The sequence below is a fragment of the Citrobacter sp. RHB35-C17 genome (assembly GCF_013816795.1).
GTDB lineage: Bacteria > Pseudomonadota > Gammaproteobacteria > Enterobacterales > Enterobacteriaceae > Citrobacter_A > Citrobacter_A amalonaticus.
Genome location: NZ_CP057150.1, coordinates 4,041,897 through 4,064,986, shown reverse-complemented (window position 1 = coordinate 4,064,986; position 23,090 = coordinate 4,041,897). Strand labels below are relative to the sequence as shown.

Sequence of the window (23,090 nt, the reverse complement as noted above, 5' to 3'; positions counted from 1 at the left end):
CTGGTTAATAACACTTTTGTGTTACATCAATTCTTGTTGAAAAATCATCCAGCAAAATACATTACACAAAATTAAATATTAACTTTTGAATTAATTTCAGGGCAAGGTATGAATAAAAAATGGAAGTGGATAGCGGGTCTTGTATTCGTGGGCATTCTGCTGGGGGGAGCACTCGTGCTGTCATCTATGTGGATGATGCATAAAACGTCAGACACCTCGTTTTGTCTCTCCTGCCACACAATGCAAGCACCCTATGAAGAGTACCAGGGATCTGCGCACTTTATGAACCAAAAAGGTATCCGTGCGGAGTGCCGTGATTGCCACATTCCGCAATCGGGTATGGATTACCTGATCACCAAAGTTCGGGCCAGTAAGGATATCTGGCATGAGTTTGTCACCGGCAAAATTGATACACCGGAAAAATATGAGGCGCATCGCCTTGAGATGGCGGAGACCGTCTGGGAGCAGATGAAAGCTAACGATTCGGCGACCTGCCGCTCGTGCCATCAGTTTGACGCCATGGATCTTCAAAAGCAGAGTGCCGATGCACAGAAAATGCATGCGCTGGGTATTAAAGAAAAACAAACCTGTATTGATTGCCATAAAGGTATCGCGCACTTCCCGCCTGAAATCACCATTGACACCAAAGCGCATGATGCGCTGATGGAAAACGCACGCCAGACGCCGGTTGATGCGAAAGAAGTGTACCCCGTCGCGCCTGCCGCACTGGGTAACCTGGGCACAGTTTATCCGGCCACCAAACTGAACGTGGTGGGACATTCCGGCGATGCGCGGGAAGTGGAGATTATCGGTAGCCAAATGCAAGGCGCTGAACAGGTGATTTACTTCGCGGTGGGTCAGCGTTTGGTCCTTGCCACACTTACCGACGAAGGTCAAAAAGCGCTCAAAATCTCCAGCGACTGGGAAAAGGATCCCTACGGAAACGCATGGCGCAATGTGTCTCTACGCGCACCTCTGGCTGAACCCGCACTGAGTAAACCCGACGTGATCTGGGATTACGCCAAAACTCTCGACAAAACGTATTGTTCCGGATGTCATGCGCCGATTTCCTCCGAACATTACACCTTAAATGCCTGGCCTTCCGTAGCAAAAGGGATGGGCGCGAGAACGGATATTAGCGCCGAGGATTTAGACATCCTGACTCGCTGGTTCCAGTATCACGCCAAAGATTTTACCTCTAAGGAATAACTAACAATTACGATTAAAGGAAAACCTATGAACCTTACACGACGTAACTTTATTAAGTATGCTGGCGGTTCCGCTGGCGCGATGATGATTACCTCGGCAATCCCGATGCCAGCGTGGGCAGCAGACGCGCCGGGTAATGCCATCCTGACCGCAGGACGTTGGGGGGCGATGTACATCGACGTTAAAGACGGCAAAATTGTGTCGTCGCGCGGTGCGCTGGCGAAAACGATTCCCAACGATCTGCAAACTACCGCACCCGATCAGGCGCATACCCCGTGCCGTATTCAATCTCCGATGGTACGTAAAGGCTTCCTCAATGCGCCGGGCAAACCGGATGGCAATCGTGGTAAAGACGAATTCGTCAAAGTGTCATGGGAAGACGCTCTGAAGCTCATCCACGAGCAGCACGCCCGTATCCGTGCCGAGCATGGCCCATCTTCCATTTTTGCGGGATCTTATGGCTGGCGCTCCAGTGGTGTGCTGCACAAAGCGCAGACGCTGCTGCAGCGTTACATGAGCATGGCGGGCGGCTATACCGGGCATACCGGCGACTACTCCACTGGCGCGGCGCAGGTGATCATGCCGCACGTCGTCGGCTCGGTAGAAGTTTACGAACAGCAAACGGCATGGCCGCTGATCCTCGAACATAGTCAGGTGGTGGTCCTGTGGGGTCTTAACCCACTGAACACCCTGAAAATTGCCTGGACCAGTACGGATGAGCAAGGCCTCGAGTACTTCAATAAACTGAAAGCGTCCGGCAAAACTGTTATCGCCATCGATCCGCAACGCTCAGAAACTATCGATTTCTTCGGTGATAAAGCACAGTGGATTGCGCCGAATATGGGTACCGACGTGGCGCTGATGTTAGGTATTGCGTCCGCGCTGGTAGAAAAAGGACTGCATGACAAAGCCTTCCTCGATAAATACACCACTGGCTATGGCGAATTCGAAGCGTATCTGACGGGTAAAAACGACAACACGCCGAAAAATCCGGCCTGGGCCGAGAAGATTTGCGGCGTTCCGGCGAAGCAAATGGAAATTCTGGCGGAAATCTTTGCCAAGAATAAAACCATGCTGATGGCGGGTTGGGGCATTCAGCGTCAGCAGTATGGTGAACAGCGCCACTGGATGCTGGTTACCCTGGCGGCGATGCTCGGCCAGATTGGTACCGAGGGCGGCGGTTTTGGTTTCTCTTACCATTACTCTAACGGCGGCAACCCAACTCGCAGTGGCGGAGTGCTGTCGGCCATTTCAGCGACAATCGCAGGCGGCTCGTCTGCTGGCAACGACTGGGCAACCTCCGATGCGGTGGAAGCGTTCCCGGTTGCGCGTATCGTTGAAGCCCTGGAAAACCCCGGCGGCAAATATCAACATAACGGTAAGGAACAAACCTTCCCCGATCTGCGCATGATCTGGTGGGCCGGCGGTGGCAACTTCACTCATCATCAGGATACCAACCGCCTGGTAAAAGCCTGGCAAAAACCGGAACTGGTGGTGATCTCCGAGTGCTACTGGACGGCTGCCGCCAAGCACGCGGATATTGTTCTGCCGATCACCACATCGTTTGAACGTAACGATCTGACCATGACCGGTGACTACAGCAACCAGCATCTGGTGCCGATGAAACAAGCCATCCCCCCACAGTTCGAAGCCCGCAATGATTTTGACGTGTTCGCGGATATGGCTGAGCTGCTGAAACCAGGCGGTAAAGCTGTTTATACCGAAGGCAAGAGCGAAATGGACTGGCTGCGCGAGTTCTACGACGTGGCGCAGAAAGGCGCGCGCCAGCAGCGCGTCAATATGCCGCAGTTCACCGCCTTCTGGGAAGCGAACAAGCTGATCGAAATGCGTAAGAACCCGAAAGAAGAAGTTTTCGTGCGCTATGCCGATTTCCGCAAGGACCCGGTGATGAACCCACTGGGTACGCCGAGCGGTAAAATCGAGATTTACTCGAAAACCATCGAAGGTTTCAACTATAAGGATTGCCCGGCGCATCCGACCTGGCTGGAACCAGACGAATGGGCTGGCAACGCTAAAGAGGGTGAACTGCAGCTGTTGACCGCGCACCCGGCGCACCGTTTACACAGTCAGCTTAACTATGCGTCGCTGCGCAAACAGTATGCGGTGGCCAACCGCGAGCCGTTATACATCCATCCAGAAGATGCGAAAAAACGTGGCATTGCCGACGGCGATTTGGTGCGTGTCTGGAACACGCGTGGACAGGTGTTAACCGGCGCGAAGGTTACTGATGGCATCAAGCAAGGTGTGGTATGTATCCATGAAGGCGCATGGCCGGATCTGGATTACGCAGGTACCGGGATCTGTAAAAACGGTGGAGCTAACGTGCTTACCAAAGACATCCCGACCTCGCGTCTGGCGAATGGCTGCGCGGGCAACACTGCGCTGGTGATGGCGGAGAAATACACCGGACCGGAGCTGGAACTTACCGCGTTTACGCCGCCAATGGGCGCATAATTCACGGTTGTAATACTGGGCGAAAATGGTGATTTTCGCCTCAGACTGGTGATGAACCCCACAGTGTTATGTCGGGTTTTTGTTTGCGAACAATATTACTGCGCCAGCGTCGCCACCATCACTGCTTTAATGGTGTGCATCCGGTTTTCAGCCTGGTCAAACACAATACTGGCCGGGGATTCAAACACCTCATCGGTGACTTCCATTCCGCCGTGCAGACCAAATTCCTCCGCCATTTTTTTACCGAGCGAGGTCTGATCGTCATGAAATGCGGGCAGGCAGTGCAGAAACTTCACCTGCGGATTCCCGGAAAGCGCCATCATCTGGCTGTTGACCTGATAGTCGCGCAGCATGGCGATACGTTCCGCCCACATCTCTTTCGGTTCGCCCATCGACACCCAGACATCGGTGTAGATAAAGTCCGCCCCTTTCACGCCCGCCGCGATATCTTCGGTGAGCGTAATGTTACCGCCATTTTTCTTCGCCATTGCGCTGCATTCTGCGACCAGCGACGCTTCCGGCCAGCAGCTTTTGGGGGCCACCAGACGCAGGTCCAGCCCGGTGAGCGCGGCGGCTTCCAGCATTGAGTTACCCATGTTATTGCGCGCATCGCCCGCGTAAACCAGCGTCATCTCGTTAAACGCTTTACCTGGTAGATGTTCCTGCATCGTCAGCAGGTCAGCCAGTAATTGCGTAGGATGGAACTCGTTGGTCAACCCATTCCATACCGGTACACCGGCATATTCGGCCAGCGTTTCGACCACTTCCTGACCGTAACCGCGATACTGAATGCCGTCATACATCCGGCCCAACACGCGCGCGGTGTCTTTAATTGACTCTTTATGCCCAATCTGGCTGCCGCTGGAACCGAGATAAGTGACGCGAGCCCCCTGGTCGTAAGCGGCAACTTCGAAAGAGCATCGTGTACGGGTCGAGTCTTTTTCGAAGATGAGCGCGATGTTTTTGCCAGTAAGCTTTTGTTCTTCTTTGCCATTTTTCTTATCAGCTTTCAGTTTTGCGGCAAGTTGGACGAGTGCGGTGAGTTCAGCAGGGGTGAAATCGAGTAACTTTAAAAAATGCTTCTGATAAAAACCTGACATAGTTCCCTCCTATGGCGAATGCCATCTATTGAATTAAAATTCAATTTATATGGATGATTATGCATTTGCAACCCCGTTTCACAAATCTTTTCTGGAAAGGTGGAGGCAATGACGGCGGTATGTGACAATAAGAGTATCGGCAGGACATTATGAGGAACGAGCCATGGCAAACCCGGAACTACTGGAAGAGCAGCGTGAAGAGACGCGCCTGATTATTGAAGAATTACTGGATGATGGTAGCGACCCGGACGCGCTGTACACCATCGAACACCACCTTTCCGCAGACGATTTCGAAACCCTGGAAAAAGCGGCGGTAGAAGCGTTTAAACTCGGCTATGAAGTCACTGAGCCAGAAGAGCTGGAAGTCGAAGAAGGCGACACTGTGATTTGCTGCGATATCCTCAGTGAATGTGCGCTGAAAGCTGACCTTATCGACGCGCAGGTTGAACAGTTGATGAACCTGGCCGAGAAATATGACGTCGAATACGATGGCTGGGGCACCTACTTTGAAGATCCGAACGGTGAAGACGGTGAAGAGGGCGACGACGAAGACTACGTCGACGAAGATGACGACGGCGTGCGCCACTAAGATTACCAGGCGTTAAAAAGTACGGCAGCGCCTGCTGTCGTACTCTTCCAACAGGTTACTCATGAACTACCCGCAAATACTTTCTCCGGTGCTTAACTTTCTGCACTGTCCGACCCCGCAGGCATGGATTGACCAGGCGCGCGATCCGCAAAACCTCCCTCTGCTGCTCACCGATCATCTGATATGCGAACTCAAGGCGGCGCAAACGGCGATGCTATTGGTGCGTAAGTATGTAGCGGATAAACCGGGTGCGGATGCGCTGCTCGCCTGGCTACAGCCGTATGAAGCCTTTGCCTTCCGGGAAGGGCCGGAACCGGACTTTGTTGCGCTCCATAAACAGATTGGTAAAAGCGTAATGCCGGAAACGGACGATCCGTGGGGCCGCCAGCTTATCGACAGCATGGTGTTGTTGATAAAGGAAGAATTGCACCATTTCTGGCAGGTGCGCGAAGCGATGCAGGCCCGCAACATTCCTTACGTGAAGATCACCGCCAGTCGCTACGCGAAAGGGATGCTGAAAGCGGTGCGCACGCACGAGCCGCTGACGCTGATTGATAAGCTGATTTGCGGTGCTTACATCGAAGCGCGCTCCTGTGAACGCTTCGCCGCGCTGGCTCCGTTTCTCGATGACGATCTGCAAAAGTTCTATCTGTCGCTGCTGCGATCCGAAGCGCGCCACTATCAGGACTATCTGGCGCTGGCGCAACAGGTTTCGCAGGAAGATATTTCTCCCCGCGTCCGCTATTTTGGCGACGTGGAAGCGGCGCTGATCGTCTCGCCGGACAACGAGTTTCGCTTTCACAGCGGTGTCCCCGTCGCCTCTTAATTTCGGTAGTTCTGCCCGCCGCAAGGTGACATCCCGACGTGGGCAGTGAAAAATGTCTCTTTTTCAGGGCAAGGAATACCAATACCGATGAACTGGACACATGTACTTCTCGCAGGCTACGTCGGCGCGGTCATCGCCGCGGTGATAGGGCTCATGCGTAAAAAAGGCTGGGTAGGGAAGGCTTCTGGCGCGGTGCTGATGATTGTGGCGATCGTCGCGTGGAACCTGTTTGACGTGCACTACCTGATCCCGCGAGAAAAAGCGGCGTCCGGTCAGACGGAAGAGCAGCAGTTTGATGCCGCGCTACTGCAAATGCCGACGTTTCAGGTACTGAAGGAACAGGAGCCGGCATTTTGGGTCCATCTTCGCACCCAGGCTCTGCAGCTGAAAAATGAAGGCAAAACCGAACAACAAATAATCGATACCATTCAACCGCAGGTGCTGCAAATTCAGATGTCGCGTTTACAGCAGGCGCCGGACAGTAATGTCATTGACTATATGAAGATCAATCTCGAACAGACTGCGGCGGTGCAGAAAAAAGGCGACGATGAGTGTTTCCGCTTTCTCTTCCCGCAGGTCAAAGGCGGCATTAACCCGACGCGTCTGATCTCACCGGATATTCTGAAACGGCGTATGGAAGGCGATGCGGCGATGATGCGAGCGGCATACGGTCCTAATAAACACACGGTAACCGACACCGAGAAGCAGCAGGCCATGCAGGATCTGCAAAGCGTCGTACCAGTACTGGTGCAGCGCTACGGGCAGGATGTTCAGCTTATGGCTGAGCCGGAGAAGGGGATCGGGAAAGAAAAGGTCGTCTGCAATCTGGTGCAGGATATGTGGACGGAAGTGCTGAAATTGCCAGCCGCGCAGGCCGCTGGCGTGATTCGACTTTCGGTATCGCCTGAGATGCAATAGTCGGTATTACAGGGGTTTGAGCATCCGCACTTCGCAATCGACGTGCCCGGTGCAGCCAAGCGGTTCGCTGATATGCTCAAACCCTAAATGTTCGTACAGACCAATCGCCTCGCGTAAAAAGGCGGTCGTTTCCAGATAGCAATGTTTAAATCCCAGCGCGCGGGCGTGATCCATCGCCATCAGCGCCAGCTTTTTCGCCATGCCTTGTCCTCGCGCCACGGGTAAAAAGTACATTTTTTGCAGTTCGCAAATATCGGGTTCGCTACAGGTTAACGGCGCAATTCCGCCGCCCCCCACCACTTCGCCATTACGCTCCACCACCCAATATGCATGTCCTGGTTGCGAGTAGAGCTGATACAGCTCATCAAGATTTGGATCGGCAACGGTATAGCCTTTATCAGCGGTAAGGCCATATTCGGCGGAAACCTGACGGATAACGGCAGCGATGACCTGGTTATCCCCGGCCGTCAGGCGACGTAACGTGAGCGCGTCAAAAACATTCATTTTACTACCCGGTTAAACAATACTAATAATTTGAACTAATAGCATCCCCGGCCAGGTGATGCAAGCACCTTATAACATAGCGGGTGGATGTTATTTATGCAGATAATAAGGTAATATCTCTATTGGCTGGTATTTCTATTGCCTGCTAATAATGTGTATTTTTAAGGATGATTAACGACAGGGATTTATTATGCAGGAATATCTTATAAAAGAAGAGGCACCATCACACGCTTTTGAATTTCGTGGCGATGGCGGAAGTTATTTTCTTATTTGTCTGGTCAATTCGTTGCTGGTACTGGTGACATTAGGAATTTACCTGCCGTGGGCATTAATGAAATGCCGTCGCTATATTTATTCCAATATGACCTTAAATGGACAGCCGTTTAGCTGGAAGGTGACAGGTGGCGATGTGTTCCTGAGCTGGTTTATGCTGCTGGTGATTTATATTGCAGGCATGACATTGATAAGCATGGAATATTTTGTCATTGGCGCGGCCTTACTGGCAGCACTGATCTTAGCAATACCTGTCCTGGTGATGAAAAATCTGCAATATCAGGCAGTGAAGACCTCGTTAAATAGTATCCGTTTTGGTTTTCGTTTCTCTGCGCTTAAGGCATTCTGGAATATTCTGTGTCTGCCCATGCTGTTGCTTATGGCGCTGGGGGTGGTGATATTTTGCCTGCTACAGGTGTGTCCAACAGAAAGCCCGGGAGAAGTGATTTTCACGGTAATCGTGCTGGGGCTGACGGGCCTTGCCGGCGTGGGAGTGGTCAGCGGGGTGACGTACAGTCGGTTGATGAGGATGGTGGGGGATGGCGGCCGCTTTGGTGTCCACGCATTCTCTGTGCAGATAAATGTCTGGCATTGTATTAAATCCGCGATTCTGGCCATGGCAGCGCTGCTGCCTTTTCTCGCCGTGGTCGGTTTTATCGCGATCGCGCTGTTTAAATCGATATACGAACTCGATGTGACGGGGATGGCGGAAGAGGAAATTGAAGCGTTAATCCTCATCGAATATCAACGACAGATTGTGATAAGCCAGATTATCTATTATCTGGGCATTGCCATTTCAATGAGTTATTTGATTGTGGCGTTTCGTAATCACTTTCTGAATAACCTGCAACTCGCCGACGGACACATTCGTTTTCGTTCCACGCTGACTTTCCATGGCATGGTTTATCGCCTGGGGGGGTTATATGTGATTTCTGCTATCACTGGTGGGCTGGCGTATCCACTGCTGCGCATGTGGCTGATTACCTGGCTGGCGAAAAATACGTACGTGGTGGGCGATCTCGATACGTTACCACTTGCTGACAGCGATGAGCGCGTGGATAACGGTCTGGTATCGCGACTCTCACGCGGCGTGATGCCGACGCTCAATTTTATGTAGTGATAAAAAAGGCCGGAGCAAGCTCCGGCCTTTATACATTATCGCTTTCCGCGATTACAGCGCGGCGATAACCGCCTGCTGCTCAATCAGTTTCGCTTTCGCCTCGGCATAACCTTCCAGCTTCTCACGCTCTTTGGCGATCACCGCTTCCGGCGCACGCGCCACAAAGCCTTCGTTAGCGAGTTTGTTTTCGATACGGCTAATTTCGCCTTCGATTTTCGCCACTTCTTTCGCCAGGCGCGCCAGTTCATCGTCTTTATTGATGAGACCCGCCATCGGGATCAGCAGTTCGGCGCCGTCGATGATTTTAGTCACGGAGACCGGACCCTTGTCATCAGCAGGCAGTACGGTGATGCTTTCCAGACGCGCCAGGTTCAGCAGGAAGCTGCGGTTGTCGTTTACGCGACGCATCGCGTCATCGCTGCAACCCCGCAGCAGCAGCTCAAGCGGTTTGCCCGGCGCAATGTTCATTTCCGCACGGATGTTACGTACGGCAACGATCGCCTGCTTCAGCCATTCGGTGTCCGCGAGTGCGGCTTCATCAACCTGTGCGGCGTTATATTCCGGGAACGGCTGCAGCATGATAGTGTCAGCGGTAATGCCGGCAATCACTTTCACACGCTGCCAGATGGTTTCAGTGATGAACGGGATGATCGGGTGCGCCAGGCGCAGCAGACCTTCCAGCACGGTCACCAGCGTATGGCGGGTGCCACGCAGTTCAGCTTTCGTTCCGCCGGTCATGACCGGTTTGGTCAGCTCCAGGTACCAGTCACAGAACTGGTTCCAGGTAAACTCATACAAAATGCCCGCGGCGATATCGAAGCGGAAGTTATCCAGTGCTTCACGGTACGCTTTGGTGGTCTGGTTGAATTCCGCGAGGATCCAGCGGTCCGCCAGCGACAGTGTCATCTCGCCGCCGTTGAATCCGCAATCCTGTTCTTCGGTGTTCATCAGCACAAAACGGCTGGCGTTCCACAGCTTGTTACAGAAGTTACGGTAACCTTCCAGGCGCTTCATGTCCCAGTTGATGTCGCGACCGGTCGAAGCCAGCGCGGCGAGGGTGAAACGCAGGGCATCGGTGCCGTGCGGTTCAATGCCGTCCGGGAACTGTTTTTCGGTACGTTTGGCAATTTTTTCAGCCAGTTGTGGCTGCATCATGTTGCCGGTACGTTTTTCCAGCAGTTCCGGTAACGAAATACCGTCGACCATATCCAGCGGGTCAATTACGTTACCCTTGGACTTGGACATCTTCTGGCCTTCGTCGTCCCGGATCAGACCGGTCATGTAGACGGTTTTGAACGGAACCTGCGGCTTGCCATTTTCATCTTTGATGAAGTGCATGGTCATCATGATCATGCGGGCAATCCAGAAGAAGATGATGTCGAAGCCGGAAACCATCACGCTGGTTGGGTGGAACTGACGCAGCGCGTCGGTGTTTTCCGGCCAGCCGAGGGTGGAGAAGGTCCACAGCGCGGAGGAGAACCAGGTATCCAGCACGTCGTCGTCCTGACGCAGGGCAACGTCTGCGCTCAGGTTGTTTTCCTTACGCACTTCGTCTTCGTTGCGACCCACATAGACGTTACCGTCGTTGTCGTACCATGCAGGAATACGGTGACCCCACCACAGCTGACGGGAGATACACCAGTCCTGAATATCGCGCATCCAGGAGAAATACATGTTTTCGTACTGCTTCGGCACGAACTGAATATCGCCGTTCTCAACGGCTTCTACCGCCGGTTTTGCCAGTACATCGGCACGGACGTACCACTGGTCGGTCAGCATCGGTTCGATGACCACGCCGCCACGGTCGCCGTACGGGACGGTCAGGTCGTGCGGTTTAATTTCTTCCAGCAGGCCCAGCGCGTCGATCGCCGCAACCACCGCTTTACGTGCGGCGAAGCGCTCCAGTTTCTGGAATTCCGCCGGAATTTCGTTGGAGTAGACGTCGGACTCATTGCCTTTGGTGTCGTACACTTCCGCCGTTTCGCGGATATCGCCATCAAAGGTGAAGATGTTGATCATTGGCAGGGCATGACGACGACCGACTTCGTAGTCGTTAAAGTCGTGCGCCGGGGTGATTTTCACGCAGCCGGTGCCTTTTTCCATGTCGGCGTGTTCATCACCGACGATCGGAATGCGGCGGTTCACCAGCGGCAACACCACGAATTTGCCAATCAGATCTTTATAACGCGGATCTTCCGGGTTAACGGCCACGCCGGTATCGCCCAGCAGGGTTTCCGGACGGGTGGTCGCCACCACCAGGTAATCTTTGCCGTCAGCCGTTTTTGCGCCGTCGGCCAGCGGGTAGCGGATGTGCCACATCGAGCCTTTAGACTCGCGGTTTTCCACTTCCAGATCGGAAATGGCGGTGCGCAGTTTTGGATCCCAGTTCACCAGGCGTTTGCCACGGTAAATCAGATCTTCTTTGTACAGGCGGACAAAGACTTCTTTCACGGCATTGGAAAGACCTTCGTCCATGGTGAAGCGCTCGCGCTCCCAGTCCACGGAGTTGCCGAGACGACGCATCTGACGGGTGATGGTACCGCCGGATTCCGCTTTCCACTGCCAGATTTTATCGATAAAGGCATCGCGACCGTAGTCGTGGCGGGTTTTTCCTTCTTCAGCGGCAATTTTACGCTCAACCACCATCTGGGTCGCGATACCGGCGTGATCGGTCCCGACCTGCCACAGGGTATTTTTCCCCTGCATGCGCTGATAGCGGATCAGCGTATCCATGATGGTTTGCTGGAAAGCATGACCCATATGCAAACTGCCGGTGACGTTCGGCGGCGGGATCATGATGCAGAAGGACTCTTTGCTTTCATCGCCGTTAGGCTTGAAATAGCCCTGCTTTTCCCAGTGCTCGTAAAGCGGCTGTTCGATATCTTGGGGGTTGTATGTCTTTTCCATTATTTCCAGGTTGCCGTATTCAGGTTAAAACCAGCCACGCGGTAGGCTTTGTAGCGTTCGCGTGCCGATTGTTTCAGAGAATCTTCGTAAGGGACGAAGTCTATCACTTCTGTGAAAGCGGTGGCAAAATCTGCAAAGCCAACGCGCAGGCTGATGAGCAGATCGCGCGGACTGCTGTTGCGTTTTTCCGGCCAGGCGATTTCTACCGGCGCACCGCCGCGCGGCCCTTCACCGGCCAGATTGTGCGGGACGAAACGGTCAGCCGGTCTGGCCCATAGCGCCTCATCCAGGCGAATCGCCTGTTTTTCGTCTTCGCAGGCAATCAACACGCGTTTGCCGCTGCGCCAACGTTCTGCGGCAATCTCACACACCAGTTGCTCGACGGCGCTAAGGCCATCGTGTTGTGTGTCGTTGTCCAGAAGATAGAACGTTGCGTTTCTCATGATATGGGGCTTCTTGTGGTGGATTTAAATGCGTTGTCTTCTTGCACACCGTAGGCCGGATAAGCGCTGCGCTTATCCGGCCTACGGGGCAATTTCAAACTTACTCTTCGCCAGAAAAACCGGCACGATTGAGCAGGAACTGCGACAACAGCGCCACCGGACGACCGGTTGCGCCTTTGGCTTTCCCGGAACGCCATGCGGTACCGGCGATGTCGAGGTGCGCCCAGTTGTACTTGCGGGTAAAGCGCGACAGGAAACAGCCTGCGGTGATTGCGCCGCCAGGACGGCCGCCGATATTCGCCATATCCGCGAAGTTGGATTCCAGCTGTTCCTGATACTCATCACCCAGCGGCAGACGCCATGCGCGGTCGCCCGCTTGTTCGGACGCGCCGATCAGCTCGTGCGCCAGCGGGTTATGGTTCGACATCAGACCGGTAATGTGGTGGCCCAGCGCAATCACGCAGGCGCCCGTCAGGGTCGCCACGTCGATTACCGCTTCTGGCTCGAAACGCTCAACGTAGGTTAAGACGTCGCAGAGTACCAGACGGCCTTCGGCATCGGTGTTCAGCACTTCAACCGTCTGACCGGACATGGTCGTCAGCACGTCGCCCGGACGATAGGCGCGACCACCAGGCATGTTTTCACAGCCTGCCAGCACGCCGATGACGTTGATTGGCAACTGAAGCTCCGCCACCATGCGCATTACGCCATACACTGCCGCCGCACCGCACATGTCGTACTTCATCTCGTCCATGCCTTCAGCTGGCTTGATGGAGATACCGCCGGAGTCAAAGGTGAGCCCTTTACCGACCAACACAATCGGACGCACGTCTTCGGACGGACTGCCTTTGTACTCAATCACTGACATCAGCGATTCATTCTGCGAACCGTGACCGACGGCGAGGTATGCGTGCATTCCCAGCTCTTTCATCTGCTGTTCGCCGATGACGCGGGTGACCACATTCTTGCTGTAGCTGTCAGCTAACTGGCGCGCCTGAGAGGCTAAATAGGCGGCGTTACAGATGTTCGGCGGCATGTTGCCGAGATCTTTCGCGGCCTTAATGCCGGCAGCAATGGCCAGACCGTGCTGAATCGCACGCTCGCCGCTGGTCAGCTCACGGCGGGTCGGCACATTGAAGACCATTTTACGCAGCGGGCGGCGCGGCTCGCTTTTGGTGGTTTTCAGTTGATCGAAGCTGTACAGCGTCTCTTTGGCCGTCTCGACAGCCTGACGCACTTTCCAGTAGTTGTTGCGGCCTTTGACGTGCAGTTCGGTCAGGAAGCAGACGGCTTCCATTGAGCCGGTATCATTCAGAGTGTTGATGGTTTTCTGAATCACCTGCTTATACTGACGTTCATCCAGCTCGCGTTCTTTGCCACAACCGATGAGGAGGATACGCTCGGACAGTACGTTGGGGACATGGTGTAACAACAGGGTCTGACCCGGTTTGCCTTCCAGTTCGCCACGACGCAACAGGGCACTGATGTACCCGTCGCTGATTTTATCGAGCTGTTCTGCAACCGGAGAAAGGCGGCGTGGTTCAAAGACGCCCACGACGATGCAGGCACTCCGCTGTTTCTCCGGGCTACCGCTTTTTACACTAAACTCCATGCACTACGCTCCTGAATCTTAAAGACAACGGCGGCGCCTGCGGTTAGAATTGCAAGCTTTCGTAACTCATATCCGCAGTTGCGGTGACTTCGTGTTAATCTTAACGTTATTACGGCATTGGCACATCAGAACGCGTTCTGAGTGGCGAATCCGCTGAGTATAATAATTTTAGCGACGATTTCGACGACTCAAGAGAATAAATGACGTTTAAGCCATGAAACAAGCTAAATTCCTGCAAAAGACGAGTTTTTACGGGCGTATTTAAAGTGATAATCATAAGATATCTGGTGCGGGAGACGCTCAAAAGCCAGCTTGCCATCCTCTTCATTCTGCTTTTGATCTTCTTTTGTCAAAAGTTAGTGAGGATCCTCGGCGCAGCGGTTGACGGTGACATTCCGGCAAATCTGGTGCTCTCGCTGCTGGGCCTCGGCGTGCCTGAAATGGCGCAGCTTATCCTGCCGCTCAGCCTGTTCCTCGGACTGTTGATGACGCTGGGCAAACTGTATACCGAAAGTGAAATTACGGTGATGCACGCCTGCGGTCTGAGCAAGGCCGTGCTGGTGAAAGCCGCCATGATCCTGGCGTTGTTCACCGGGATCATCGCCGCCGTTAACGTCATGTGGGCGGGGCCGTGGTCGTCAAAACATCAGGATGAAGTGCTGGCCGAGGCGAAAGCCAACCCCGGTATGGCCGCACTGGCGCAGGGGCAGTTCCAGCAGGCCACCAATGGCAGCTCGGTACTGTTTATTGAAAGCGTTGACGGTAGCGATTTCAAGGATGTGTTCCTCGCACAAATTCGCCCGAAAGGTAACGCCCGTCCTTCTGTGGTGGTCGCCGATTCCGGACATCTGTCGCAGATGCGCGACGGTTCGCAGGTGGTCACGCTGAACAAAGGCACCCGCTTTGAAGGCACCGCACTGCTGCGTGATTTCCGTATTACCGACTTCCAGGACTATCAGGCGATTATCGGTCACCAGGCGGTGGCGCTGGATCCGAACGACACCGACCAGATGGACATGCGCACGCTGTGGTCCACTGATACCGATCGCGCCCGTGCGGAACTGCACTGGCGTATCACGTTGGTATTCACCGTATTTATGATGGCGCTGATGGTCGTCCCGCTGAGCGTGGTCAACCCGCGTCAGGGCCGCGTGCTGTCGATGCTGCCCGCGATGCTGCTCTATTTGATGTTCTTCCTGATCCAGACCTCCCTGAAATCCAATGGCGGGAAAGGAAAGCTGGACCCGGTTATCTGGATGTGGGTGGTCAACCTGCTGTATCTGGCGCTGGCGGTGGGTCTTAACCTGTGGGATACAGTGCCGGTGCGCCGTCTGCGCGCCCGTTTTTCGCGTAAAGGAGCGGTGTGATGCAGCCATTTGGTGTCCTTGACCGCTATATCGGTAAAACCATTTTCACCACCATCATGATGACGTTATTCATGCTGGTGTCGCTTTCCGGCATCATCAAGTTCGTCGACCAGCTGAAAAAAGCCGGGCAGGGGAGCTACGACGCGTTGGGCGCGGGGATGTACACCCTGCTCAGCGTGCCGAAAGATGTGCAGATTTTCTTCCCGATGGCGGCATTGCTTGGTGCGCTATTGGGACTCGGGATGCTGGCGCAGCGCAGCGAGCTGGTCGTGATGCAGGCGTCGGGTTTTACCCGTATGCAGGTTGCGTTCTCGGTGATGAAAACCGCGATCCCACTGGTGCTGCTGACCATGGCCATCGGCGAGTGGGTTGCGCCGCAGGGCGAGCAGATGGCGCGTAATTACCGTGCGCAGGCGATGTACGGCGGTTCGCTGCTTTCCACCCAGCAGGGGCTGTGGGCGAAAGACGGCAATAACTTTGTTTACATCGAACGAGTGAAAGGTGACGAAGAGTTAGTCGGCATCAGCATTTATGCCTTCAACGATCAGCGTCGTCTGCAATCCGTGCGCTATGCTGCGTCGGCGAAGTTTGACCCGGAACAGAAGGTCTGGCGTCTGTCGCAGGTGGATGAGTCGAATCTGACCGATCCGAAGCAGATCACCGGTTCGCAAATGGTGAGCAGTACCTGGAAAACCAACCTCACGCCAGACAAACTGGGCGTGGTGGCGCTGGACCCGGATGCGCTCTCTATCAGCGGTCTGCACAACTATGTGAAATACCTGAAGTCGAGCGGCCAGGAGGCCGGGCGCTACCAGCTCAATATGTGGAGCAAAGTCTTCCAGCCGCTGTCCGTTGCGGTGATGATGCTGATGGCGCTGTCGTTCATCTTTGGTCCGCTGCGTAGCGTGCCAATGGGTGTGCGGGTGGTGACGGGGATAAGCTTTGGTTTTGTTTTCTACGTGCTGGACCAGATCTTTGGCCCGTTGACGCTGGTGTACGGTATTCCGCCGATTATCGGCGCCCTGCTGCCGAGCGCCTCGTTCTTCTTGATCAGTCTCTGGCTGATGATGCGTAAGTCATAATCGTTCGCCGCCATCCGGCAACGTAAAGCGCAGTGCCTGATGGCGCTGCGCTTATCCTTGGTACTAGCGTTTTCTGCCGCCCATCAGGCTGCCTAACATCCCGCGAATGAGCTGATTGGTGACCTGACGCGCTGCGCTTTTTGCCACGCTCTGCACTACGCCATCGCGCTTGCCACCGCGCGGTCCGGTACTGCCGAAGAGAATATCCTTCAGCCCGCCGAGGATCCCGTCGTCAACCGCCACCTCTTTGCCTTTCGCCGTCGGGTTACTTTGCGCTTCGGTCGTCGCCTTGACACTTTTTTGCAGCATTTCAAACGCGGATTCACGATCCAGGTCGTCTTCATATTTGCCATAAACCGGAGAGTGGTTGATAAGCCCATTGCGCTCATCATCCGTCACCGGTCCCATCCGTGAGCACGGGGCGATCACCATCGCCCGCTCGACGACCGATGGACTGCCTTTCGCATCGAGGAATGAAACCAGTGCTTCACCGGTGCCCAGTTCCTGAATCGCTTTCTCTGTATCAAACGCCGGATTGGCGCGCATGGTCTGCGCGGCGGTTTTCACCGCCTTCTGATCTTTCGGCGTAAAGGCGCGCAGGGCATGCTGAACGCGGTTGCCCAACTGACCGAGGACGTTATCCGGAATATCCGCCGGGTTTTGCGAAACAAACCAGACGCCAACCCCTTTCGAGCGGATCAGACGGATCACCTGTTCAATTTTATCCAACAGCACCTGCGGGGCGTCGTTGAACAGCAGATGCGCTTCGTCGAAAAAGAAGACCAGCTTCGGTTTTTCCAGATCGCCGGCTTCCGGCAGTTGCTCGTAAAGCTCGGAGAGCATCCACAGCAGGCTGGCTGCGTAGAGTTTTGGCATCTGGTAGAGCTTCTCGGCGCTGAGAATATTGATGATCCCTTTGCCACTGGCATCGGTCCGCATCCAGTCTTTGATGTCGAGCATCGGCTCGCCAAAGAAGTGCGTCGCACCTTGCTGTTCAAGCGTCAGCAGCCCACGCTGGATCGCTCCGACTGAAGCGCTGCTGATGTTGCCATACTGATTCTGGAAGGATTTAGCGTTATCGCCGATGTATTGCGTGATGGCCCGCAGATCTTTGAAATCCAGCAGCAACAGACCCTGGTCATCGGCAATACGGAAGATAATGTTCAGCACGCCGGACTGCACCTCGTTGAGGTTCAGCAGACGCGCCAGCAGCAGCGGCCCGAGGTCTGAGACCGTGGCGCGAACCGGATGACCTTTTTCGCCGAAGATGTCCCACAGTACCACCGGATTGCTGTGCGGTTGCCAGTCGGTAATGCCGATATTTTTCAGTCTGGCGAGCAGTTTTTCGGAAGCCTGGCCTTCGGCAGCGATGCCCGTTAAGTCACCTTTTACATCGGCCATAAAAACCGGTACGCCAATTTCCGACAGCGACTCGGCCAGCTTCTGTAGCGTGACGGTTTTCCCGGTCCCGGTCGCCCCGGTAATCAGCCCGTGGCGGTTCGCCATCCCGGGGAGTAAAAACAGTTCAGTGTCTGGCGTGCGGGCAATCAGCAGGGGTGAGCTCATGAGATTTCCTCCATTTATCCTGCGTCGAGTATAGGCAATGTGAGTGCAAGAGAATATGCGCCGGGGAGAGAAAATCACTTATAGCGTATTGCCGTGGTAAATCTGGTATCCCAAATCGATCGTATTGTGGTTGTGGTCGTTGTTCTTGATTTTGCTCAGCAACATCTGCGCCGCCATGCGGCCAATGTCAAAGCGGGGGGTGATGACGCTGGCAAGACTTGGGATCATCTGTCGGCCCATCTCCAGACCGTGGAAACCGGCAATGGAGACCTGTTCCGGCACGGACAGGTCGCGTTCCCGGCAAAACAGCAGCGCGCCCATCGCAATATCATCATTGGTGCAAAACACACCGTCTAAATCCGGGTGGGCAATCAGCGCGTCGCGCATCAGTTGCATGCCCAGACGAATCGACGAGATCGCTTTCGGGTTCACGCGCAGCGGCGTCAGGCCTCGCCGCGTCATCGCATCGCAGTAACCGCGAAAACGCTGTTCATCACGGATATCGTCTTTCGAGCCGAGATAAAGAATTTTGCGCCGCTGGCGTTTATCCAGCATGGTGCTGACCATATCAAATGCCGCCTGGCGGTTATCAAACCCGACTTCCATATCCAGCCGATCGCCCTGAATATCCATTAGCTCGATAATGGGAATGGCCGCCGAGCGCAGGAATTTCACCGTGCGCAGGGTGTGATACTTCTCGGAAAGAATGATGCCGTCGATATTGTAGGAGAGCAGATTGATCACCGACTCTTCTTCCGACTCACGATCGTAGTTGTAGTTGGCAATCAGCGTCTGGTAGTTATGGTCGGACGTCACCGATTCGATACCGGCAAGAATGTCGGCGAAGAGCTGGTTCTGAAAGGAGGGAATGAGCACGCCAAGCGTGTAGCTTTGCGCGTTCAGCAACATGGCTGGCGCACGGTTCGGGATGTAGTTGATCTCCTCCATGATCTGCGCGATACGCTCGCCAGTTTCCTTTGCGACCTTTTTCGGCGAGCGGATATAGCGGCTCACCGTCATTTTGGTCACGCCCGCGAGCGTGGCGATGTCCTGCAAAGAAATTCTGTGGTTCCTCATCTTCTCTCCGGTACCGGGGAGCGGCGGCGACATCGCCCCCCGGTGGTTAATCACGCCTTAATGCAGAACCGCATTCAGTGCCAGCACGCCCAGCAGTCCCATGATTGAAATCAGCGTTTCCATCACGGTCCACGTCCGCAGCGTTTCACCGACGCTGAGGTTAAAGTAGCCCTTGAACAGCCAGAATCCCGGATCGTTTACGTGCGAAGCGATTACGCTACCGGCCCCGGTCGCCAACACCATCAACGCCGGATCGGCATGGGTGACGTTAATGATCGGCAATACCACGCCAGCGGTCGTGATCGCGGCGACGGTCGCTGATCCCAGAGCAATACGCAGTAACGCGGCCACTGTCCAGCACATCAGCAGCGGCGACAACGAGGTGCCGGTCATCAGGTGCGAGATATACTGACCTACGCCGCTGTCCACCAGAACCTGTTTAAACGCGCCGCCACCGGCGATGATAAACACAATCATGGCGATGGCACCGATAGAGTCACCGACGATATCCATGATCTGTTCAATCGTCCTGCCATTGCGTCGGCCGAGAGTGAAAATCGCCAGCACGATGGCGATAAACAGCGCGACGGCAGGGTTCCCGATAAACTCAAAGAATACCCGTACCGAGTTGGTTTTGGGCAGTGTAATTTCGCACACGGCGGCAACGGCCATCAGTATGACGGGGATCACCGCCGCAAAGATACTGTTCCAGAAGGACGGCATCTCCTCTTCGGTGAACAGGTGCGGGTTAAACAACCCTTCCGGCGGCGCTTTTTCAAAGCGGGTCAGCAGTTTTGAAAACAGTGGGCCTGCGACAATCACCGTAGGAATGGTGATAATAAACCCGTACAGCAACGTGGTGCCGAGGCTGGCTTCAAAAATCGTCGCAATGGCTGTCGGTCCCGGATGCGGTGGCAGGAAGCAGTGGGTGACCGAAAGGGCAGCGACCATCGGCACGCCGACATACAGCAGCGGCAAACCGGATGAGGCCACCACCGTAAATACCAACGGCAGCAGCAGTACAAAGCCGACTTCGAAGAACATCGCCAGCCCAACGACCAGTCCGGTGACGACCAGCGCCCACTGCACGCGTTTTTTACCAAACGTTCCGATCAGGGTGGTCGCGATGCGTTGCGCGGCCCCCGTATCAGAAATCAATTTTCCCAACATTGCGCCAAAACCGAGGATCATCGCCAGCCCGCCGAGCGTGCCGCCGATCCCGTTTTGAATGGAATGTAAAACGGCCTGTGCGTCCATCCCTTCGGCGAATCCCACGACGGCTGCGACCAGGACCAGGGCGATGAAGCCATTGACTTTAAAGCCAATCATCAGGACCAGAAGCAGCGCGACGCCTGCCGCAATTATGATTAATGGCATAATCTTATCTCTTATGTGTGCCAAAAAGGCAGCGCTGGCGCGCTGCGTAGGGTTGTTCAGTGGTTACACTGCGACCAGCATGCCGCCGTCGACGAACAGCAAGTGTCCGTTGACGAAGTCCGAGGCTTTGGAGGAGAGGAATACCGCCGCGCCAATCAGCTCCTGCGGATCGCCCCAGCGGGCGGCAGGGGTACGTTTGCATAACCATGAGGTGAAGGCTTCATCTTCCACCAGCGCTTTAGTCATTTCCGTTTTGAAGTACCCCGGTGCGATGCCGTTAACCTGGATGTTATGGCGCGCCAGTTCAACGCACATACCGCGAGTCAGCATCTTCACCGCACCTTTCGAGGCGGCGTACGGGGTGATGGTGTCGCGACCCAGTTCACTTTGCATCGAGCAGATGTTGATCACTTTCCCGGCCTGGCGCTCCACCATTCGGCGGGTTACCGCCTGGGAGACGAGGAACACGGCGGTCTGGTTAACGGCGATCACGTCGTTCCATTCCTGTTCCGGAAATTCGGTAAACGGATGACGGCGCTGGATCCCGGCGTTATTGACCAGCACATCAATCGGGCCAATATCTTTTTCGATATGATCAATTGCGGCGTCAATATCCTGTTTATGCGTCACGTTAAAAGGAGCGGCAACGGCACGGATCCCTTCCTGCTGCAGTTTAGCAACCGCGGCTTCTGCCCGCTCTGACGTAATATCGTTGACGATAATCTGCGCACCATACTGACCAAGACCCGTTGCCAGCAAATAACCGATCCCCTGGGCGGAACCGGTGATCAGAATATTTTTACCTGCCAGTGAAAAAAGATCGTTCATGATGTTATTCCTTATTTTTCATTCTCAAAGACGAGCTGAACTTTCGCCGCCTGGGTTTTGTCGCTGGCGAAAATCAGCGCCTGTTCCAGGTCGGTAAACGGATATTCCGCACTCAGTAGCGGCAGCGGATCGATAACGTTATGCGCCAGCCAGGAGACTGCGGTGTTAAATTCAGTGGTAAAGCGGAACGAGCCTTTCAGGGCGATCTCTTTGCCGATCAGCATCATCATCGGGAAGTCTGGAACGGCACCACCCATACCAACCTGCACCATCACCCCTTTTGCGCGGGTGACTTCCAGACAGGTGGTAATGGAGGAGGGATGACCGGAGACCTCGAAACTGATATCGAAATAGCCCTTCTCCGTTTTCCACTGGTCGAGCGCGTCATGCTGGGGATTAACCAGCGTATCCGCGCCCATTTGTTGAGCCAGCGATAGCGAACGGGGGCTGACATCGGCACAGACCACTTCCGCTGCACCCAGCGTTTTCACCGCGCTGACGATCAGGCAACCGATGGGGCCGACGCCGGAGATAAACACTTTCTTACCCTGGAGATCGCCAGCCTCATGCGCAGCATGGATGGCAACGGCCAGCGGTTCAGCAAAGGCCATGACCTTTTCGTCCGCCTGTTCCGGGTAAGGAATACACTGGGCGGTATCGACCGTTTTAAACTGGGTAAAGCCGCCGTCGACGTGCGGAAAATACATCGCACTGCCAAAAAAGCGCATTTCAGTGCACTGGTTTTCTTCATGTTGAAGACAGTATTTACAATGACCGCATGGTTTAGACGGATTAATGGCAATCGACTGCCCTTCGCGTAATGTTTCTGAATCGCTATGGACCACTTTACCAATAACTTCATGGCCTAAAATCATCGGTGCTTTGACGGTAAAATTACCGACTTTACCTTCCTGATAATAATGTAAGTCGGAACCGCAAATTCCTCCGCGGGTTATTTTTACGAGCGTGCCTTTATTATTCCATTCGATATTCTGTTGTGTTACGGCAACAGAGCGCTTACCCGCGACAACGCAGGATTGAGTTTTCACTTCCATAAATGCCTCACTGGGTCAGGTCTTCATCTCCGGTGCATTTAAGCGGTTTTAATTGTCCTTATTTGTGAGTTAGATCACACTGGAAAATTGTTACACTACAATGTTACGCATAACGTGATGCGCTTTATAATTCTCATCTATAGAAACAAAAAAGCGTGAAATTGCCGATTGTGCAGGCGTAATATCGCGCCATGAAATATGACGCAGAGGGTTTTACATGGCCGGGGAAAGCTATATTTTGATGGGCGTTTCAGGAAGTGGTAAATCGTTAATTGGTAGTAAGGTGGCGGCATTATTATCGGCGAAGTTTATTGATGGCGACGATCTCCATCCCGCCAAAAACATTGATAAAATGTCCCAGGGAATACCGTTAACTGATGAAGATCGACTGCCGTGGTTAGAGCGCTTAAATGATGCGTCTTATAGTCTGTATAAAAAGAATGAGACCGGATTTATTGTCTGTTCATCATTAAAAAAACAGTATCGCGATTTTTTACGTAAGGGCAGTCCTAACGTCCATTTTCTCTGGCTGGATGGCGACTACGATATTATTCTGGCACGGATGCAGCGTCGGGCAGGGCATTTTATGCCGGTTGGTTTGCTGAAAAGTCAGTTTGATGCGCTGGAGTGCCCATTGGCGGAGGAGGCCGATATCGCGCGTATCGACATTAATCATGATATTGAGAATGTGACGGCGCAGTGCCAGCAGGCGGTTCTGGCGTTTCGCCAGGCACGAGAGCGACTCAGCGCCTCACTCTGAGC

Annotated in this window: 20 protein-coding genes; 10 read left to right on the top strand and 10 right to left on the bottom strand. The window is 54.2% G+C overall.

All coding sequences use genetic code 11. The features are described 5' to 3' along the window. Nucleotides 1–108: 108 nt before the first annotated feature. Together HVZ37_RS19370 and HVZ37_RS19365 are read left to right on the top strand one after the other, a co-directional pair. Complete coding sequence (locus tag HVZ37_RS19370) at nucleotides 109–1,209, top strand: NapC/NirT family cytochrome c (protein WP_054177067.1); 1,101 nt, start codon at nucleotides 109–111, stop codon at nucleotides 1,207–1,209. Nucleotides 1,210–1,236: 27 nt separating this feature from the next. After that, the gene (locus HVZ37_RS19365; RefSeq protein WP_046401402.1) at nucleotides 1,237–3,684 is read left to right on the top strand and encodes a molybdopterin guanine dinucleotide-containing S/N-oxide reductase; all 2,448 of its coding nucleotides are present in this window, start codon (nucleotides 1,237–1,239) and stop codon (nucleotides 3,682–3,684) included. A 95-nt stretch (nucleotides 3,685–3,779) separates the two neighbouring features. Here the strand turns inward: HVZ37_RS19365 and argF are convergent, their stop codons facing one another. Further along, nucleotides 3,780–4,784: an ornithine carbamoyltransferase gene (gene argF, locus HVZ37_RS19360; RefSeq protein WP_061069577.1), complete on the bottom strand. Its 1,005-nt coding sequence runs from the start codon at nucleotides 4,782–4,784 to the stop codon at nucleotides 3,780–3,782. A gap of 163 nt (nucleotides 4,785–4,947) precedes the next feature. Between argF and rraB the strand changes: the two genes are divergently transcribed. The 3 genes from rraB (at nucleotide 4,948) to HVZ37_RS19345 (ending at nucleotide 7,117) form a co-directional block, all read left to right on the top strand. Continuing rightward, nucleotides 4,948–5,373: a ribonuclease E inhibitor RraB gene (gene rraB, locus HVZ37_RS19355; protein WP_042999249.1), complete on the top strand. Its 426-nt coding sequence runs from the start codon at nucleotides 4,948–4,950 to the stop codon at nucleotides 5,371–5,373. A 61-nt stretch (nucleotides 5,374–5,434) separates the two neighbouring features. Beyond that, the gene (gene miaE / locus HVZ37_RS19350) at nucleotides 5,435–6,199 is read left to right on the top strand and encodes a tRNA isopentenyl-2-thiomethyl-A-37 hydroxylase MiaE (RefSeq protein WP_042999250.1); all 765 of its coding nucleotides are present in this window, start codon (nucleotides 5,435–5,437) and stop codon (nucleotides 6,197–6,199) included. 87 nt (nucleotides 6,200–6,286) lie between these two features. Further along, nucleotides 6,287–7,117, top strand: a complete 831-nt coding sequence (locus HVZ37_RS19345) for a hypothetical protein (protein ID WP_044253257.1) — start codon at nucleotides 6,287–6,289, stop codon at nucleotides 7,115–7,117. A gap of 6 nt (nucleotides 7,118–7,123) precedes the next feature. Here HVZ37_RS19345 and HVZ37_RS19340 read toward each other — a convergent pair whose 3' ends face one another. Next, on the bottom strand, nucleotides 7,124–7,621 hold the full coding sequence (locus tag HVZ37_RS19340; RefSeq protein ID WP_044264657.1) for a GNAT family N-acetyltransferase: 498 nt from the start codon (nucleotides 7,619–7,621) through the stop codon (nucleotides 7,124–7,126). A 190-nt stretch (nucleotides 7,622–7,811) separates the two neighbouring features. Between HVZ37_RS19340 and HVZ37_RS19335 the strand changes: the two genes are divergently transcribed. Further along, nucleotides 7,812–9,011, top strand: a complete 1,200-nt coding sequence (locus HVZ37_RS19335) for a DUF898 family protein (RefSeq protein ID WP_181627896.1) — start codon at nucleotides 7,812–7,814, stop codon at nucleotides 9,009–9,011. Nucleotides 9,012–9,065: 54 nt separating this feature from the next. Here HVZ37_RS19335 and HVZ37_RS19330 read toward each other — a convergent pair whose 3' ends face one another. The 3 genes from HVZ37_RS19330 to pepA form a co-directional block, all read right to left on the bottom strand. Next, nucleotides 9,066–11,921 (bottom strand): valine--tRNA ligase, encoded by a 2,856-nt coding sequence (locus HVZ37_RS19330; protein WP_181627895.1) that lies wholly within the window; start codon nucleotides 11,919–11,921, stop codon nucleotides 9,066–9,068. Further along, a complete protein-coding gene (gene holC / locus HVZ37_RS19325; RefSeq protein WP_042999255.1) occupies nucleotides 11,921–12,364 on the bottom strand; it encodes a DNA polymerase III subunit chi in 444 nt (147 codons plus the stop codon). Before holC ends, HVZ37_RS19330 begins: the two co-directional genes overlap by 1 nt. 100 nt (nucleotides 12,365–12,464) lie before the next feature. Then, a complete protein-coding gene (gene pepA, locus HVZ37_RS19320; RefSeq protein ID WP_044253264.1) occupies nucleotides 12,465–13,976 on the bottom strand; it encodes a leucyl aminopeptidase in 1,512 nt (503 codons plus the stop codon). Between the two features lie 153 nt (nucleotides 13,977–14,129). Here pepA and ytgA point away from each other — a divergent pair, with 153 nt between their 5' ends. From ytgA to lptG, 3 genes are all read left to right on the top strand, one after another. Continuing rightward, nucleotides 14,130–14,180 carry a protein YtgA gene (gene ytgA / locus HVZ37_RS23020; RefSeq protein WP_211180521.1) on the top strand — a complete coding sequence of 17 codons (51 nt, stop codon included), beginning with the start codon at nucleotides 14,130–14,132 and terminating at the stop codon, nucleotides 14,178–14,180. A gap of 62 nt (nucleotides 14,181–14,242) precedes the next feature. Next, nucleotides 14,243–15,343, top strand: a complete 1,101-nt coding sequence (gene lptF, locus HVZ37_RS19315; protein WP_042999257.1) for an LPS export ABC transporter permease LptF — start codon at nucleotides 14,243–14,245, stop codon at nucleotides 15,341–15,343. Beyond that, the gene (gene lptG, locus HVZ37_RS19310) at nucleotides 15,343–16,425 is read left to right on the top strand and encodes an LPS export ABC transporter permease LptG (RefSeq protein WP_054177064.1); all 1,083 of its coding nucleotides are present in this window, start codon (nucleotides 15,343–15,345) and stop codon (nucleotides 16,423–16,425) included. The genes lptF and lptG overlap by 1 nt, the downstream gene beginning before the upstream one ends. 63 nt (nucleotides 16,426–16,488) lie before the next feature. Here the strand turns inward: lptG and HVZ37_RS19305 are convergent, their stop codons facing one another. The 5 genes from HVZ37_RS19305 to idnD form a co-directional block, all read right to left on the bottom strand. Continuing rightward, the gene (locus tag HVZ37_RS19305) at nucleotides 16,489–17,991 is read right to left on the bottom strand and encodes a helicase HerA-like C-terminal domain-containing protein (RefSeq protein WP_090048283.1); all 1,503 of its coding nucleotides are present in this window, start codon (nucleotides 17,989–17,991) and stop codon (nucleotides 16,489–16,491) included. 78 nt (nucleotides 17,992–18,069) lie between these two features. Continuing rightward, nucleotides 18,070–19,068 (bottom strand): LacI family DNA-binding transcriptional regulator, encoded by a 999-nt coding sequence (locus HVZ37_RS19300; protein WP_042999260.1) that lies wholly within the window; start codon nucleotides 19,066–19,068, stop codon nucleotides 18,070–18,072. A gap of 57 nt (nucleotides 19,069–19,125) precedes the next feature. Next, nucleotides 19,126–20,445, bottom strand: a complete 1,320-nt coding sequence (gene idnT, locus HVZ37_RS19295; RefSeq protein WP_042999261.1) for a gnt-II system L-idonate transporter — start codon at nucleotides 20,443–20,445, stop codon at nucleotides 19,126–19,128. A 63-nt stretch (nucleotides 20,446–20,508) separates the two neighbouring features. Beyond that, entirely contained in the window at nucleotides 20,509–21,273 is a 765-nt protein-coding gene (idnO, locus tag HVZ37_RS19290; protein ID WP_042999262.1) for a gluconate 5-dehydrogenase, read from the bottom strand. An 11-nt stretch (nucleotides 21,274–21,284) separates the two neighbouring features. Beyond that, complete coding sequence (gene idnD, locus HVZ37_RS19285; protein ID WP_042999263.1) at nucleotides 21,285–22,328, bottom strand: L-idonate 5-dehydrogenase; 1,044 nt, start codon at nucleotides 22,326–22,328, stop codon at nucleotides 21,285–21,287. A 217-nt stretch (nucleotides 22,329–22,545) separates the two neighbouring features. Here idnD and idnK point away from each other — a divergent pair, with 217 nt between their 5' ends. Continuing rightward, on the top strand, nucleotides 22,546–23,088 hold the full coding sequence (gene idnK / locus HVZ37_RS19280) for a gluconokinase (RefSeq protein ID WP_054177062.1): 543 nt from the start codon (nucleotides 22,546–22,548) through the stop codon (nucleotides 23,086–23,088). The last annotated feature ends 2 nt before the right edge of the window (nucleotides 23,089–23,090 follow it).